Raw genomic sequence first — 14,972 nt, forward strand, 5'->3', positions numbered from 1 at the left:
AGGGACTCCAGGGAGACGGCAATAAGAAAGGTCAAGCGCGGGACGGACGCCCGCGCCCAGGGTTGCATCAGCGATAGGTCACGCCGGTGAGGCGCTCGGAGACGGCCCAGAGCCGCTCGGCATCCGCCTGCGCACTTGCGGCGGGTGGCGTCTTGGCGAAGCCCAACGGACCGCGTCTTTCAGCGTCTCCGGTCGGGCCGTAATACGCTCCGCCCACGGCTTGCGCAGCCGTGGCGGCGTACAACGTCGGCAACGCCCCTTGTGCCGCTGAGTGGTAGGCGTCGCGGTCCTTGGCCCAGCGCCGACCGAACTCGCTGTCCAGGCCAGGACCGCGTTCGACCAACTCGGTGACCGCCACGCCGGGGTGCGCCGCGATGCTGCGAATGCCCCAGTTTTCAGCGTCACTGCGCCGCTGCAAGGCAAAGGCCCAGTGCAGGACCGCCAGTTTCGATTGCGCGTAGGCCGCGTACGGGTCGTATTTCTGCTCGCTCTGCAGGTCATCGAGGTTCATCGTGCCCCGGGTCGCAGCAATGCTGGACAGGCTCACCACGCGGGCATCCTGGCTTTGACGCAAGAGCGGCACCAGCAGGCCGGTCAGTGCGAAATGCCCCAGGTAGTTGGTGGCCAACTGAAGCTCAAAGCCATCGGCGGACGTGCCCCGCTCGGGCGGCGCCATGACGGCGGCGTTGTTGATCAACACGTCGAGGCGCGGCAGCCGCTGATTGAGACGCTGGGCCAGGTCGCGCACCGATGAAAGATCGGCCAGGTCCACGTTCTCGAACTGCACCTTGGCGTCGGGTACGGACTCACGGATACGCGCGATGGCCTGGGCGCCGCGCTCCGGGTTGCGCGCGGCGATGATGACCTCGGCGCCGGCACGTGCCAACGCCAGCGCGTCCTCGTAGCCCATGCCACTGGTGCCGCCGGTGACCAGGACAATCCGGCCTTTCTGGGACGGCATGTCATGGGTCGACCAGTCCGGTTTCGGTGCTACGCGATCGGACGCCTCGACACTCACTGAAGCGAGCAGCGCGATGCCGGCGGCAAGGGTTCTCGCCCGTCTCGCCAGCCGGCCCTTGTCACTCACGCGGCCGAGGGTGGGTGTTGTTGTGTTATTCCACATGGTGATAGTCCCTTTCTGAAGAAATGAACCGGCATCGCCGGACGGTCACTGTTTGGAGCACGCCTCGGCCAACTGCAGAAAGCTGACGTGCTTCTTGATGCCTTGGCTGTTCAAATAGGTCATCTTGGCTTGCACGACCTCGCACACCGGCGATGTCGCCTCCTCGATATGGATGACCCTGGCGATGTCCAGCGGCATGCCATATTCGTAGGCCGGAATCTGCGTTTGTTCTTTGGCGAGCAGCGGCGAGCCGCTCAAGGAGATGACGGCCAGCAGGCCGGCAATCGACAGGTTTCGAATATTCATAGTGGGCTCCACGACACGGTCCTCGTTGGGATGGTCGTAGCACTCTAGGAGGGGGCGACTGACGTCAAGGTGACTGCTGGCTGACGGGAAGATGTCAACGCGGGCGCAATGCTGTTCACTTAAGAAAAATGATGGACCTGTGGCCAGAGATTGCTCCCGCTCGGCCTGTAGGAGCTGTCGAGCGGAGCGAGGCTGCGATCTTTTTCCAGACACTTGAACCTCAAGCGAAAGATCAAAAGATCGTCCGAACGCGGCCCGAGCCTTCGCCAGCTCCTACAGAGCCCAGCGGGAGCAAGCTCCCTCGCCACGGGTTTGTCGATTGCCTTAAGAGAACAGCATTGCAAACGCGAGCGGGCTTTTACTCGCGGGGGGCGACGACTAAGGCGCCGCCTGGTTCATCAAGGAAAAGCCGAAGGTATTGAAGCCATTTTCGCTGTGGGCGAACACACGCCCGCCGTGCATGGACGCCACCGCTCGCACGATGGAAAGGCCCAGGCCATGGTGCGCATCGCTTCGCGCCCGGGCGGCGTCGGCGCGATAGAAACGCTCGAACAAACGCTCCAGGTGCACCGTGTCGATAGGCTCCCCGGCATTGGAAACGCTCACCTCGACCTGCATGCCGTGGCTGACCAGGCTCACGGTGATGATGCTGGTCGGCACCGCGTAGCGCGCCGCGTTCTGTATCAGGTTGGCCAGGGAACGGTGAAAAAGGCGTCGGTCGATGCACACACGCATGTCGCCTTGGATCTCCACGCTCAGTTGTTTGTCGTGCAGCACCGGCTCCAGGTACTCCACCGTCTTCGACGCCTCTTCATACAGCGAGACATCACTGAGTTCGGTGGCCCGCTGCCCGCTTTCCGCCCCGGCGAGGAACAGCATGTCGTTGACGATGCCGCCCATCCGTTCCAGCTCTTCGAGGTTCGATTGCAGCAGGTCCTGGAGCTCCCCCACATCTCGTCCATGGGCCAAGGCCACCTGGGTCTGGCCGATCAGGTTGGTCAGGGGTGTGCGCAACTCGTGGGCGACATTGGCGTTGAACCCTTCGAGCTGACACCACGCCGTTTCCTGGCGCGCCAGGGCGCCGTTGAACGACACCGCCAATTCCTGCAACTCCGCGGGCAACGCCTCAGTGTCCAGCCGCTGCTTCGAATCCCCCGGCGGCAAGCTATTGGCCTGACGGCTCAAGCGCCGCACCGGCCCGAGGCCAAAACGCGCGATCCAGTAACCGAGCAGCGCAACCAGGCCGATGCCCAACGCCGAAGTCAGGATCAGTATCTTGGTGAAATGGTTCAGGGTCTTCCTGAACGGCGTCGAGTCCAACCCCACGATGAAGCGCAGTTCCGGGCGATTGCCCATGGCGGGAATGGTCTTGAGCAAAACCATCATGGGGCACTCACGCTCTCGCCCAGGCAATTGGAGGCTGAAGAGTCCATCGGCGCGCTTGGACCAATCCTGGCCGTCCGGCATCGCCCCGCCATAGCTGAAGGCCGGGTTATCCACCAGAATCCAATAACGGACCCGTTCATCCGCGGGCGTCAGGCCGTCGAGCTTCTGGCGCAAGCCGACCCAGAACGTCGGCGAATCGTATTTCGCCAGCACCGGGTCCAGCACCGAATGGCGCAGGACCAGTTCGTTTTGCATCTGTTCATCGAGCGATTGCTTCAAGGACGAACGCAGCAGTGTCGCGCTGATCGACATGATCAGCAGGACAGCGAGGGCAAACATCAGGGCCAGCCGCTTGGCGATGGAAATCTTCATCACGACGCACCACTTTGCCTGCCAGGTTCTTCCCGGCTTTCCAGCACATACCCCATGCCGCGGACGGTATGCAGCAGCTTGCGCGGATACGGCGCGTCCACCTTGGCGCGCACGCGCTTGATCGCGACCTCCACCACATTGGCGTCGCTGTCGAAATTCATGTCCCAGACCTGCTCGGCAATCATCAGCTTGGACAGAATCTCGCCCTGATGTCGCGCCAACAGGCTCAACAGACAGAACTCCTTGGCCGTCAGGTCCAGCCTCAGCCCACCCCGGGTCACCTTGCGTGCTTGCAGGTCGACCTCCAGATCGTCGATGCGCAAATGCGTCAGGTCGGCCGTGTCACCGGCGCGGCGACGGATCAAGGCCTGGACGCGCGCGACCAGTTCGGCAAATGAAAATGGTTTGCCCAGGTAATCATCGGCGCCCTCGCGTAACCCTCGAATGCGGTCATCCACGGTTCCCCTGGCGGACAACATGATGACTGGGGTTTTCTTGTGCAGGCGCAGCCCTTGCAGCACGTCGTAGCCGTCCTTGCCCGGCAGCATCACATCCAGGATCACCACGTCGTAATCCCATTCCAGCGCGTAATGCAGGCCATCGATGCCATTAGTGGCAACGTCGACGATGTAGCCGAGCTCGGTCAAGCCACGATGGACGTAGGAGGAGGTTTTTTCTTCATCCTCGACAATGAGCAGGCGCATCAGGTGACTCCTCTACGGAAGCAAGGCAACCCAGTGAGTCTAGGCAGTGAAGGTGTCTGGAGGCTGACGGCTTCCTGACATTTTTGTCAGAAAGTCATTCAGAGACTGTTAACCACTCTCAGGGGGGCGTGCCAGAGTTGACGGAGCAAGCTCCAGGAATAATCGTCTGCCTTATCAATAACCCGTACTCCCCTTGACCCGGACACAAGTGATAACAATCAATCGTGAAATGGAGGAAGATCCGACGCTTCCTCAGTTCCCATGTTTTCAGCCAACTTCTAATCTCAGCACCAGTCAAATGCTCGCCCGTTTTTTTGTAGGCGTTCCACGAAACCAACGCCTCACGCTTGAAGCTTTTCCGCACTACCTCTCGCGCTACAAGCCGAGGAAGAACTTCTCGCATACAGCAGCGCACTGAACGTTGCTGGGTGTTCGGCAATTGCTGGGTACGGGATGTCAGATCCTCATCAGTTTTGATCGACGTAGTCATGCTTGGCCTCTCCATTTTTCATTTGAGTCACCTCGTGTAGCTGCGGATCGCCATGTTCATCGTTCTTTATTCGAATTTAGAATTATTGATATAGCTAACGAAACTAAGCAAATGACGTTTCATTCACCTATCTTGACCTCAATATCTGCCAATCTGGCTGACGCCGGAACGTTACCCAACGGCCCAGAGGCGCCATCAAACGGCGCCGGACAAACGTTCATCCGCAGGATACGGATCCGCTCGTACGTTCACATTGATTGAAAACCGCAAGACCGATAAGGAGATCACCCCTGTGGTGGATGTACAGCAATCGTTGGATTCAATTTCCCCTGGCATCTCCCCTGGCGACGACCCTTACGGCGCCACCTTCCTTGCAACGGCCCACTGACACCCAAACAAGAGCCAAAGGAAGTCGTTCATGGCAATCACGCAAAACAGCCGTCTGGTGCAGGTCGACAGTCCGCTCGGCGGCGATGTCCTGGTGCTGCAGGGCATGGAAGGCAGCGAAGAACTGGGGCGGTTGTTTCACTACGAATTGGACCTGACGTCCGAAGATCGGGCGATCACGTTCGATCAATTGCTGGGCAAGCCGATGGGCCTGACCCTGGAATTGTATGACGGCGGCAAACGCTACTTCCACGGCATCGTCTGCAGTTGTCGGCAGTTGACCGGGCACGGTCAGTTCGCTGGCTACCGCGTCAGCCTGCGCCCCTGGTTCTGGCTGCTCACGCGCACCTCCGATTGCCGGATTTTCCAGAACAAGACGGTGCCGGACATCATCAAGCAGGTGTTCCGCGACCTCGGCTTCTCCGATTTCGAAGACAGCCTGAGCGGCAGCTACCGCGAGTGGGAGTATTGCGTGCAGTACCGCGAAACCAGCTTCGACTTCGTCAGTCGGCTGATGGAGCAGGAAGGCATCTATTACTACTTTCGCCATGAAAAGGGCCGTCACGTGCTGGTCCTCGCCGATGCCTATGGCGCTCATTCCACGGCGGCGAACTATGCCTCGGTGCCCTTCTACCCGCCCGATCGGCAAATGCGCGAGCGCGATCATTTCTACGACTGGCAACTGGCGCGGGAAGTACAGCCCGGCTCACTGGCGCTGAACGACTATGACTTCCTGCGCCCACGCGCCAGCCTTGAGGTGCGTTCCAGCGTACCGCGCAACCACACCAACGCCGACTACCCGCTCTACGACTACCCCGGTGAATACGTCCAGAGCAACGATGGCGATCACTACGCGCGGACCCGCATCGAAGCCATTCACAGCCAGTTCGAGCGTGTGCAATTGCGTGGCCGCGCCCGCGGGATCGGTTGCGGTCATCTGTTCACGCTGACGGGTTACGACCGCGAGGATCAGAACCGCGAGTACCTGGTGGTGATCGCCCGTTATCAGATTCGTCAGGACGCCTACGAAAGCGGGCAGTCGGAGGTCGCCGAACAGTTCGTCAGCGAGCTGGACTGCATGGATGCCAACCAGACCTTCCGCCCCCTGCCCCTCACGCCGATGCCCATCGTCCGAGGGCCACAGACTGCCGTGGTGGTGGGGCCCAGTGGCGAGGAGATCTGGACCGATCAATATGGCCGGGTCAAAGTGCACTTTCATTGGGATCGTCATGACCAGTCCAACGAAAACAGCTCCTGCTGGATTCGCGTGTCCCAGGCCTGGGCCGGCAAGAACTGGGGCTCCGTGCAGCTTCCGCGGATCGGCCAGGAAGTCATCGTCAGTTTCCTCGAAGGCGATCCGGATCGACCGATCATCACCGGCCGTGTCTACAACGCCGAACAGACCGTGCCCTACGCGCTGCCCGCCAATGCCACCCAGAGCGGGACGAAAAGCCGTTCAAGCAAGGGCGGCTCACCGGCGAACTTCAATGAAATCCGCATGGAGGATAAAAAAGGCGCCGAACAGCTGTTTATCCACGCCGAGAAGAACCAGGACATCGAAGTCGAGAACGACGAGACCCACTGGGTCGGCCACGACCGCCGCAAGACCATCGACAACGACGAAACCGTGCACGTCAAGCACGACCGCACCGAAACCGTCGATAACAACGAAACCATCACCATCGGGGTGGATCGCAAGGAAAAGGTCGGCAATAACGAAACCATCTCCATCGGAGTGAACCGCACCGAGGATGTCGGCAGCGACGAGAAAATCACCATCGGCGCCAATCGCACCGAGAACGTGGGCAGCAACGAGACCATCACTATCGGCGCCGACCGCACGGAAAAGGTCGGTGCCAACGAGACGATCACCATCGTCAGCAACCGCACCGAGGACGTAGGCGGCAACGAAACGATCGGTATCAAGGGCAACCGTAACGAAACGGTCCAGGGCAACGAAGGGATCGAGATCAACGGCAACCAGAGTACCCAGATCGGCCAGAACGAATCCCGCGACGTCACCCAGAACCGCAGCACCAACATCAAGCAGAACGACACCCTGGACGTCGGCAAGCATTTCGCCCTCACCGCTGGCGACTCCATCAGCCTGACCACGGGCGCGGCCAGCATCACCCTGAAGAAGGACGGCACCATTGTGATCAGCGGCAAGAACATTACCATCGACGGCTCCGGCGCCATCAACATCAAGGCGAACAAGAACGTTGTCGTCAAAGGCCAGAAAATCCTGCAGAACTAGCCACGGAGTGGGCGCCATGACCGTTGAATATCATTTACCCGCTGCCTCTACCGCCACCCCCGCCCGCGTGGATGGCGTCGTGATCGGGGTGCTGCTGGATGTGCCCAGTGCAGATGCGCCGGTGGTGGCCTTCCCGGGCTGCCCCGGCGAAACCGGCCTCGCCGCGCGCACCACCACGCCGCTCTCCCGTGAAGACATCGGCGCCCAGGTCGCCCTGATGTTCGAGGCCGGCGACCTGAGCCGACCGCTGGTGATCGGTCGCATCCAGCGCCTGCCGCACACCACGACGCCAGCCGTCGCCCACTTGGACGGCGAACGCCTGGAGTTTACGGCAGAGCGGGAAATCGTCCTGCGCTGTGGCAAGGCGAGCATCACCCTCACGCGCGAGGGCAAGGTGCTGATTCGAGGGACCTACCTCTCGAACCGGTCATCCGGCGTGAACCGTATCAAGGGCGGTTCGGTGCAGATCAACTAGGCAGGTAGTCGACTCATGGAACTGCTCAACGCCAGCAAACTGCTTGCTGCCTACACACAAGGCCTGGAGCCTGATGGCCGTGAATCCCTGGTGATCGTGGCCAAAGGCACTTTCAATTTGCCGCTGGATGGCCGTGCGGCAACACTCGCCGACACTCAGCAACCGCTGCTGATGGCCGATACTTTCTTGGGCGAGCCGGGGCTCAGCGCCCCACTGCAGGAAATGGACTTCGCCCCGATCAAGCCGTTCTGCGATGTGCTGGTACGCGGCAAGGCCTACGCCCCGGGCGGGCGGCCCGTGACGCAGTTGGCCGCAGGCATTCGCATCGGTCAGATGAGCAAGGCCTTTTCCGTCCTCGGCCCGCGGCAATGGCAACCGGGGCTATTGGGGGTTTCACCCGGTTTACCGCAGCCGTTTACCGAGCAGGACATCTCCTATGCCCAGGCCTACGGAGGTTCCCATCCCATGGCCAAGAATCCGGAGATGCGTCATTGCTACCCGGACAACCCAAGCGGTTGCGGTTGGTTCCCAGGCAGCATCGACAGTGCTGAAGTCGCTTACAAGCCAATGCCGAATACGGAGGAACTGGGCAAGCCGATCGACAGCCCCTCCGGCGACTTCCGCCCCATGGCTCTCGGCCCCCTGGGTCGCAGCTGGCCGCAACGCGCCCGCTTTGCCGGTACGTACGACGAAGCCTGGTTGGCCGACAGTTTTCCGTTTCTGCCGCAGGATTTCGACAGCCGCTACTTTCAGGCGGCCCCTGACGATCAGCAGATTCCCTACCTGCGTGGCGGCGAGGAGGTGCTACTGCTCAACCTCACGCCCCGGGAGCGCGCGAGCTTTCGCATCCCCGAAATGGACGTGCCGGTGACCTTCTTTCTGAAAAAAGGCGGTCATGAAACTGTGCAGGCGGTGATCGACACCCTGCTGGTCGACACAGACGCGGGCCAGGTGCAACTGACCTGGCGTATCTCCCGTCCGCTGCGGCGCAACCTCTTCGAGATCGCTCAGGTGCTGGTCGGCACGATGTCCAGGGGCTGGTGGCGCGCCCGTGAACTGGGCAAGGATTATTACCCGTCGCTCTCCTCCCTGGTAAAAGCCAGGCGCGCTCCCGAGGAGACGGACGGATGACCGCCCTTTGCATCATCGGCTCCGGCATGGTCAGCGCCGTTGGCCTCAGCGCACCCGCGAGCTGCGCGGCGATCCGCTGCGCCATCGACAACTTCCAGGAAACCCGTTTCATCGACCGAGGTGGCGAATGGCTGATCGCGGCCAGCGTCCCGCTGGAACAGCCCTGGCGCGGCCGCACCAAGTTAATCAAGTTGGCCGCCCGCGCCATCGCCGAGGCGTTACAGAGTACTCCCGGGGTCGACGCGCAAAAGACCCCGTTGCTGCTGGGCGTGGCCGAAGCCGAACGCCCCGGCCGCCTGGATGGCCTGGATCGAACACTGTTGCAGGACATCGAAGCTGAACTGGGCCTGCGCTTTCATCCAGACTCCAATATCATCGCCCGCGGCCGAGTCAGCGCTGCCGTGGCCCTGCTCAATGCACGTACGTTGATCTACCAGGGCGGTCATCGCCACGTACTGATTGCTGGCGTCGACTCCTTCTTGAACGGACCGACGCTGGCCGCTTTCGAAGCACGCGAACGCCTGCTCACCAGCCAGAACTCCAACGGATTTATCCCCGGCGAAGGCGCCGCCGCCGTGGTCCTGGCCGCCCCCGTTGCCAGCGAAGAGCCGCAATTGGCCTGCATCGGCCTGGGGTTCGGCGTGGAGAAGGCCACCGTGGAGGGCGAAGACATTCCCCTGCGCGCCGAAGGCCTGACCCAAGCCGTACGAGCGGCCCTGAGCGAAGCCGGCTGTGGGTTGGAGCAAATGGATTATCGGCTTACCGACATCTCCGGCGAACAGTACTACTTCAAGGAGGCCTCCCTGGCCCTGAGCCGGACCCTGCGCGTGCGCAAGGAATTCTTCCATCTCTGGCACCCGGCCGACTGCATCGGCGAAGTCGGCGCTGCCATCGGCCCGGCCATGCTCGCCGTGGCGTTGGCCGCCAGCCGCAAGGGCTATGGCGAAGGTCCGAATATCTTCTATCACCTTGGTAACGACGCCGGCGAACGCGCCGTCGCCCTGCTCAGCTACCAGATCGTGAGGGCCGCCTGATGGCCAACGAAGTCTTCGCCAACAATATGGAGGTTTCCTGCAAGGCGGCCGATGGCAAGTCGATCGCCTGCTTCCCGGATGTCTGCTTCACCCCGCCCCAGGCCCCACCCACCCCTCTGGGGGTGCCGATTCCCTATCCCAATACCGGCTTGGCCAAGGACACCACCCGGGGCACGCGAACGGTGAAGATCAGTGGCAAGGAGGCCATGCTCAAGGATAAGAGTTATTTCAAGACCAGTTATGGCGATGAGGCTGGAAACGCGCCTAAAAAGGGGATCATCACCGGCAAGATCAAAGGGAAAGTCTATTTCACAGCCTGGTCGATGAATGTGAAGTTTGAAGCTGAAAACGTCGTGCGAAATATGGACCTGACCACCCATAACCACGGATCGACAAGCAACACCGGCCCTTGGCCTTATCAAGATGCAATTGCGATGGATACCGCTGGTCACCCTTGCCAACCCATGGCAAAGGATATCAAGACCCAATGCTCGGGTGCCGAAGACAAAAGCGCCAAGTGTTGTAGCAGCCGTAAATGCCTGGTTATGCCGAAAACCCCGAACCGTTGTTGCAACGGCGCGGATGGCAAACCGATGACAGGCCACCACCTGCTTCCATCCAAGGAATTCGTCGCACATGTCAACCGAAGCTCCACCGACGCAACGACGAACTATGAATCGGACAAGGCCCCCTGTCTCTGTGTGGAGGGCCATAGCCATTCATTACGTACCGAGCATGGGCAGGTAGGGTGCAATTACACCGTAGAAAGAAATGCTTGGCTCGCTAATCCTGCCAACCGAGGCAAGGCCTATACCCTGGCCGTCGGTTGCGAGGTAGGCGCGAAGTCGGCGGTTGGCAAAGTCAATGTTCCACCCGGAGCCAAAGGATGTGACAAGGAGTGCCTGCAAAAGCAGTTGGAGGATGGCCACCAGAAGATGGAATTGACGGTGAAACCCAACGATCCGCTGCCCAGAGCGAAACAACCGCCAGCCGCCATAGTCTTGGACGATTAACAAACACGGGGATCGAGTGAAGATGAACGGAATATCAGATGCGGAGTTTATTGAAGGGGCCTTTATTCAAGAGGGTGTTAGTCCGGTCGCGGGCATCATCATCGCGGCCTGTACCGTTGGCGGCGATTATGACAACCCAAAGAACAGGATCGGCGTTAGAAAGCAGGATGTCTGGCTTGAGTTCGGATTGTCTGCAGAAGCTATTCTCTCGGTTGATGCCGCTATTGACGGCTCTGCTTACGTCTTGGGAGAGAATGGCTCAGTCGTGCGTTTCGACTGGAAATCGCCAACAACAAAAGAGGAACTCAAAGCCTCACGAAAGGCCTACGCAAACGCTGCCGTCAGTGACATTGGGCCACTGCGCAGAATTCGTATCCTGGGTGATGAGGTGATCTGCGCAGGATCGGTCGGCCAGGTCTATCGCTTGTCCGGCGATACGTTCGAGACGCTGCCGAAGTTAAGCGTTGGCCATCAGGAAGTGACAATTGAAGATATCGCTGGAAGCGGTCGCAGCGACTTTGTCGCTGTAACTTCCGATGGTTACGCTGCGCATTTCGACGGTAAGAACTGGTCGGTCATTGATCTACCCACCAACGCAAGTCTTACCAGTATCTGCCGGCTGGACAACGGTCACTATGTCATCGTAGGCAAGAACGGAACTGTACTGATCGGGGTTGCAGATCAATGGTCCATTATTCAGCCGATTGACACGAGCAGAAGCTACTGGGGAGTCGCGGCCTATCACGATGAAATATATGCAGCGCATTTGGCCGGTGTGGACAAAGTCGTCGGACAGACGTTGATTGCCTTGGATATAGAGGAAGCAGACCTCCAGTTCACAGTGCTTCGAAGCAGCAACGAAGGGGTATGGTCCTTTGCGGACAGGACGATTGGGTTGATCCGCGATGATCAATGGCAAACGATCATGAAGTGACGCGTGCCAAGGGCACGTAGCAATTGGGAGCCCAACGTCTGGCCAGTCATTCGAAGGTTCCTGTCGAAGAACCGCTGGAGGCAGAACATTCAACATGCCAGTCACTTCCATTGTTTTGGACCAACACGCCGAAGAAGCCAGCTTCCTCGCCATCCTGCGCGACTATGCCCTGCGCGCACCGCATTACGACATCGCCCACCTAGACAACCTCGATAACCGCCTCGACGCTCACCTCGACGGCTTGCGAATCGCCGCCCCTGGCGGCCTGGAAACGCTACTGGCCCAGCTCGGCCCGCACGCTGTCGGCGAAATGTTCGCCGGCGTGGTGCTGGCTTTCGAGACGGCCAATGGCAAAGCGCTGTCGCGGCTCAGCGCGCATTTGCGCAGCGCCTTGGAAACCGAGCGCGGTTACCTGATGGCCCTGGGTTGGCTCGACTGGGACCGGGTATCGCCCTGGATCGAGCGCATGCTCGCCTCCCCCGAGCCCCTGTTCCGTCGCCTCGGCCTTGCGGCCTGCGGCATGCATCGCCACGACCCAGGCCCTGCCCTACTGGCCGGACTGTCCGACGCCGACCCAAGCGTGCAGGCACGTGCCGCCCGCACCGCTGGCGAGCTACGTCGTCGTGACCTGCTGTCGGCGATTCGTGCCCACCGTCAGCATGAAGACGCCGCCACGCGCTTCTGGGCCAATTGGGCCACCGCCCAAATGGGTGATCAGCAGGCCTTGGAACCTCTGCGCACATTTGCCGAACGACCGGGCGAATTTCAATACCGCGCGCTTTGCGTGTTGCTGGCCTGGCAGGAGCGCGAGCCCAGCATCGCCTGGATACGCCAATGGGTACAGGATCCCAGGGATCGGCGCATCGGCATCCAGGCCCTTGGGCTGCTGGGTGATCCGGTCTGCGTCCCCTGGTTGATCCAGCAGATGAGCGACTTGCCCCATGCCCGCGTCGCCGGCGAAGCCTTCAGCTTGATCACTGGCGCGGACCTGGCGCTACTCGACCTGGAACTGCAAGCCCTGCCGGATTTCGATGCAGGCCCGAACGACAATCCCGAAGATCCCAATGTGACCATGGACCCCGATGAAAACCTGCCCTGGCCCGACCCGCAGCTAATCGAAAGCTGGTGGCAAGCCAATGGTGGCGATTTCCAGGTGGGTACTCGTTATATGCTGGGGCTGGCCCATGGCGAACACAGTTTCCAGCAAGCCCTGGTCCACGGCCAGCAAAGCCAGCGCATCGCCGCCGCCTGCGGCCTCGCCCGCTTTCGTCCCACCGAAGCGCTTTTCCCCACCAGCGCACCGGCCTGGCGGCAAAAGCGCTTGTTGGGGATGACTGCGGCATTCGGGCGATGATCAGGGTGTTTGTATAGCGCTGCGCCCCCCCGGCAATCATTTACACCCTTTGGAGGCACCATGCCGCACGTCATCGGAAAGAACCCCGTGGCACTCATCAGTGGGGTTGGCAGTGAGATCGGAATCGGCATGGCAATCGCCCGCAGGTTGGGTGCCGCCGGTGCCAGACTGATCATCACCGCCAGCAGTGCACGCATCCTCGAACGCGTCGCAGAGTTGCGTGCCGAAGGGTTCGATGTCGAAGGACGGGCGCTCGATCTTACCAATGAAGACCAAGTCCGTGAGTTTATGGCGTGGGCGGAATCCGTCTGGGGGCAGGTCGATATTCTGGTGAACAACGCGGGCATGGCCATGCAAGGCAGTCCGGAGTTCTTTTCCGACCTGGCGACCATGGACCTGCACGCCTGGAACCTGACACTGGCGCGAAACCTCACCACGGCCTTTCTGCTTACGCGGGCGGTCCTGCCCGGCATGCGTGCGCGTCGTTACGGGCGGATTGTCAACATCAGTTCCACGACCGGCACCCGCTGCAGCAACCCCGGTGAAGCGGCTTACAGCGCCGCGAAAGCGGCAATGGTTGGCATGAGCATGAGCCTGGCGCTGGAAGTCGCCCAGCAAGGGATCACTGTCAACAGCGTCGCGCCCGGCTGGATCACCACGGGATCGACCACCGACGAGGAAGCCAAGGCAGCCGGTTACACGCCGATGGGCCGGGCCGGACGTCCCGAGGAGGTGGCGGCATTGGTGGCTTTCCTTGCGTCGGCAGAGGCCAGCTACCTCACTGGCGAAGTCATCGTGGTGGATGGTGGGAACTGCCTGGTCGAGAACAAGGCGCCTTGATTCCCCTGTGGGAGCGAGCTTGCTCGCGATGGCGGTGGTCCAGCTAAATGAGTGTTGGATTGGCTGCCCTCTTCGCGAGCAAGCTCGCTCCCACGAGGGCTGGGATAGACCTGAATGTTGCGCCTGCTCGCGATGGCGGTGGTTCAGCTACAGGGCCACGAGGGCTTCGAGAACGGCACGGTCCTGTGGCGAGGGAGCTTGCTCCCGCTGGGGCGCGCAGCGGCCCCCAAAAAGCGCCCAAGCGTCACTTGAATAATTCACTGCTCATGAAGTCAATGAATACCCGCAGTTTCGGTGCCAAATGTTTGCTGGAAGGCCAGAGCATGCGGAAGGTGTTCTGATACCGGTTGAAGTCATCCAGGACGGTGACCAGCTCACCGCTGGCGATGGCTTCACGCACGGTGAAGTCCGGCACGCAAGCAATCCCCAACGCATCGTGCACGACATGCAGCAACGCCTCGGTGGTGTTGCAGACCAGGGTCGCCGGCAAATTGAGATCCGGCGCCCCATCCCCGTTTACCGGCCAGACTTGCATCCTGCCAGTGCTGGGGAATTTATACAGCAGGCAGGCATGACGCAGCAGGTCCGCCGGCACCTGGGGGGTGCCGTGTTCGGCGAAGTACCGGGGCGACCCGACCACAACCAGGGTGAACGTACCCAACGGGCGAGACATCAGCCGAGAGTCGTTCGGTTCTCCGGTCCGAATGACCGCATCGAAACCTTCCTCGATGATGTCCACCAGCCTGTCGGAAAAATCCAGATCCAGTTCGATACTGGGGTAGCGACGCATGAAGGCAATCAGCGTCGGCATGACCAGATCCGCAACCAGCGGCAAGCTCACGCGCAGCTTGCCCCGGGGTGCTTCGCGGGTTTGCGACAACTCCTGTTCGGCCGCTTCGACTTCGCAGAGAATGCGCCGGCAACGTTCGAGGAACAGCGCACCTTCCGCCGTCAGCGTGATACTGCGCGTGCTGCGATGAAACAAGCGTACCCCCAGCCGTTCCTCCAGCCGCGCCACGCTCTTGCCCACCGCCGAAGACGAAATGCCCAGCGCCCTGCCCGCTTCTGAAAAACTGCGGGTTTCGGCCGCACGCACAAAAAAATCAATCCCGCTCAGTGATTCCAAGCCAGCCTCCATTGCGGACATTTTTTCCGATGTGTTCAGC

At 60.8% G+C, this 14,972-nt stretch carries 14 protein-coding genes; 8 read left to right on the plus strand and 6 right to left on the minus strand.

The window, feature by feature from the left end:
* Positions 1 to 67 precede the first annotated feature (67 nt).
* The 5 genes from ACLH0I_RS15720 to ACLH0I_RS15740 form a co-directional block, all read right to left on the minus strand.
* Positions 68 to 1,123, minus strand: coding sequence for an oxidoreductase (locus ACLH0I_RS15720; RefSeq protein WP_250963835.1), 1,056 nt, complete (start codon positions 1,121 to 1,123; stop codon positions 68 to 70).
* Between the two features lie 45 nt (positions 1,124 to 1,168).
* Positions 1,169 to 1,429, minus strand: coding sequence for a DUF2790 domain-containing protein (locus ACLH0I_RS15725; protein WP_250963836.1), 261 nt, complete (start codon positions 1,427 to 1,429; stop codon positions 1,169 to 1,171).
* A gap of 378 nt (positions 1,430 to 1,807) precedes the next feature.
* Positions 1,808 to 3,187 carry a heavy metal sensor histidine kinase gene (locus ACLH0I_RS15730; protein WP_411384689.1) on the minus strand — a complete coding sequence of 460 codons (1,380 nt, stop codon included), beginning with the start codon at positions 3,185 to 3,187 and terminating at the stop codon, positions 1,808 to 1,810.
* Positions 3,187 to 3,891 (minus strand): heavy metal response regulator transcription factor, encoded by a 705-nt coding sequence (locus tag ACLH0I_RS15735; RefSeq protein ID WP_250963838.1) that lies wholly within the window; start codon positions 3,889 to 3,891, stop codon positions 3,187 to 3,189. Before ACLH0I_RS15735 ends, ACLH0I_RS15730 begins: the two co-directional genes overlap by 1 nt.
* A gap of 118 nt (positions 3,892 to 4,009) precedes the next feature.
* The gene (locus ACLH0I_RS15740; protein ID WP_411384690.1) at positions 4,010 to 4,381 is read right to left on the minus strand and encodes a hypothetical protein; all 372 of its coding nucleotides are present in this window, start codon (positions 4,379 to 4,381) and stop codon (positions 4,010 to 4,012) included.
* A gap of 418 nt (positions 4,382 to 4,799) precedes the next feature.
* Here ACLH0I_RS15740 and ACLH0I_RS15745 point away from each other — a divergent pair, with 418 nt between their 5' ends.
* The 8 genes from ACLH0I_RS15745 to ACLH0I_RS15780 all read left to right on the plus strand — a co-directional run bounded on the left by ACLH0I_RS15745 (position 4,800) and on the right by ACLH0I_RS15780 (position 13,806).
* A complete protein-coding gene (locus ACLH0I_RS15745) occupies positions 4,800 to 7,025 on the plus strand; it encodes a type VI secretion system Vgr family protein (protein WP_411384691.1) in 2,226 nt (741 codons plus the stop codon).
* 16 nt (positions 7,026 to 7,041) lie between these two features.
* Positions 7,042 to 7,500, plus strand: a complete 459-nt coding sequence (locus ACLH0I_RS15750; RefSeq protein ID WP_250963841.1) for a DUF6484 domain-containing protein — start codon at positions 7,042 to 7,044, stop codon at positions 7,498 to 7,500.
* 15 nt (positions 7,501 to 7,515) lie between these two features.
* A complete protein-coding gene (locus ACLH0I_RS15755) occupies positions 7,516 to 8,631 on the plus strand; it encodes a DUF2169 domain-containing protein (RefSeq protein ID WP_411384692.1) in 1,116 nt (371 codons plus the stop codon).
* On the plus strand, positions 8,628 to 9,665 hold the full coding sequence (locus ACLH0I_RS15760; RefSeq protein ID WP_411384693.1) for a hypothetical protein: 1,038 nt from the start codon (positions 8,628 to 8,630) through the stop codon (positions 9,663 to 9,665). Before ACLH0I_RS15755 ends, ACLH0I_RS15760 begins: the two co-directional genes overlap by 4 nt.
* Positions 9,665 to 10,678: a PAAR-like domain-containing protein gene (locus tag ACLH0I_RS15765; protein WP_411384694.1), complete on the plus strand. Its 1,014-nt coding sequence runs from the start codon at positions 9,665 to 9,667 to the stop codon at positions 10,676 to 10,678. The genes ACLH0I_RS15760 and ACLH0I_RS15765 overlap by 1 nt, the downstream gene beginning before the upstream one ends.
* A 22-nt stretch (positions 10,679 to 10,700) precedes the next feature.
* Complete coding sequence (locus ACLH0I_RS15770) at positions 10,701 to 11,612, plus strand: hypothetical protein (protein WP_250965087.1); 912 nt, start codon at positions 10,701 to 10,703, stop codon at positions 11,610 to 11,612.
* 94 nt (positions 11,613 to 11,706) lie between these two features.
* Positions 11,707 to 12,966 (plus strand): TIGR02270 family protein, encoded by a 1,260-nt coding sequence (locus ACLH0I_RS15775; protein ID WP_411384695.1) that lies wholly within the window; start codon positions 11,707 to 11,709, stop codon positions 12,964 to 12,966.
* A 60-nt stretch (positions 12,967 to 13,026) separates the two neighbouring features.
* Positions 13,027 to 13,806: an SDR family NAD(P)-dependent oxidoreductase gene (locus tag ACLH0I_RS15780; protein ID WP_411384696.1), complete on the plus strand. Its 780-nt coding sequence runs from the start codon at positions 13,027 to 13,029 to the stop codon at positions 13,804 to 13,806.
* 244 nt (positions 13,807 to 14,050) lie between these two features.
* Here the strand turns inward: ACLH0I_RS15780 and ACLH0I_RS15785 are convergent, their stop codons facing one another.
* Positions 14,051 to 14,932 (minus strand): LysR family transcriptional regulator, encoded by an 882-nt coding sequence (locus ACLH0I_RS15785; protein WP_250965084.1) that lies wholly within the window; start codon positions 14,930 to 14,932, stop codon positions 14,051 to 14,053.
* Between the last annotated feature and the right edge of the window lie 40 nt (positions 14,933 to 14,972).

The sequence above is a fragment of the Pseudomonas sp. MPB03 genome, from assembly GCF_046605385.1.
Taxonomy (GTDB): domain Bacteria; phylum Pseudomonadota; class Gammaproteobacteria; order Pseudomonadales; family Pseudomonadaceae; genus Aquipseudomonas; species Aquipseudomonas zanjanensis.

Coding starts and splice junctions, on each gene's coding strand:
- ACLH0I_RS15730 (WP_411384689.1), bottom strand. CDS start 3,187: ATGAAGATTTCCATCGCCAAGCGGCTGGCCCTGATGTTTGCCCTCGCT.
- ACLH0I_RS15765 (WP_411384694.1), top strand. CDS start 9,665: ATGGCCAACGAAGTCTTCGCCAACAATATGGAGGTTTCCTGCAAGGCG.
- ACLH0I_RS15745 (WP_411384691.1), top strand. CDS start 4,800: ATGGCAATCACGCAAAACAGCCGTCTGGTGCAGGTCGACAGTCCGCTC.
- ACLH0I_RS15720 (WP_250963835.1), bottom strand. CDS start 1,123: ATGTGGAATAACACAACAACACCCACCCTCGGCCGCGTGAGTGACAAG.
- ACLH0I_RS15775 (WP_411384695.1), top strand. CDS start 11,707: ATGCCAGTCACTTCCATTGTTTTGGACCAACACGCCGAAGAAGCCAGC.
- ACLH0I_RS15780 (WP_411384696.1), top strand. CDS start 13,027: ATGCCGCACGTCATCGGAAAGAACCCCGTGGCACTCATCAGTGGGGTT.
- ACLH0I_RS15750 (WP_250963841.1), top strand. CDS start 7,042: ATGACCGTTGAATATCATTTACCCGCTGCCTCTACCGCCACCCCCGCC.
- ACLH0I_RS15735 (WP_250963838.1), bottom strand. CDS start 3,891: ATGCGCCTGCTCATTGTCGAGGATGAAGAAAAAACCTCCTCCTACGTC.
- ACLH0I_RS15760 (WP_411384693.1), top strand. CDS start 8,628: ATGACCGCCCTTTGCATCATCGGCTCCGGCATGGTCAGCGCCGTTGGC.
- ACLH0I_RS15725 (WP_250963836.1), bottom strand. CDS start 1,429: ATGAATATTCGAAACCTGTCGATTGCCGGCCTGCTGGCCGTCATCTCC.
- ACLH0I_RS15770 (WP_250965087.1), top strand. CDS start 10,701: ATGAACGGAATATCAGATGCGGAGTTTATTGAAGGGGCCTTTATTCAA.
- ACLH0I_RS15740 (WP_411384690.1), bottom strand. CDS start 4,381: ATGACTACGTCGATCAAAACTGATGAGGATCTGACATCCCGTACCCAG.
- ACLH0I_RS15755 (WP_411384692.1), top strand. CDS start 7,516: ATGGAACTGCTCAACGCCAGCAAACTGCTTGCTGCCTACACACAAGGC.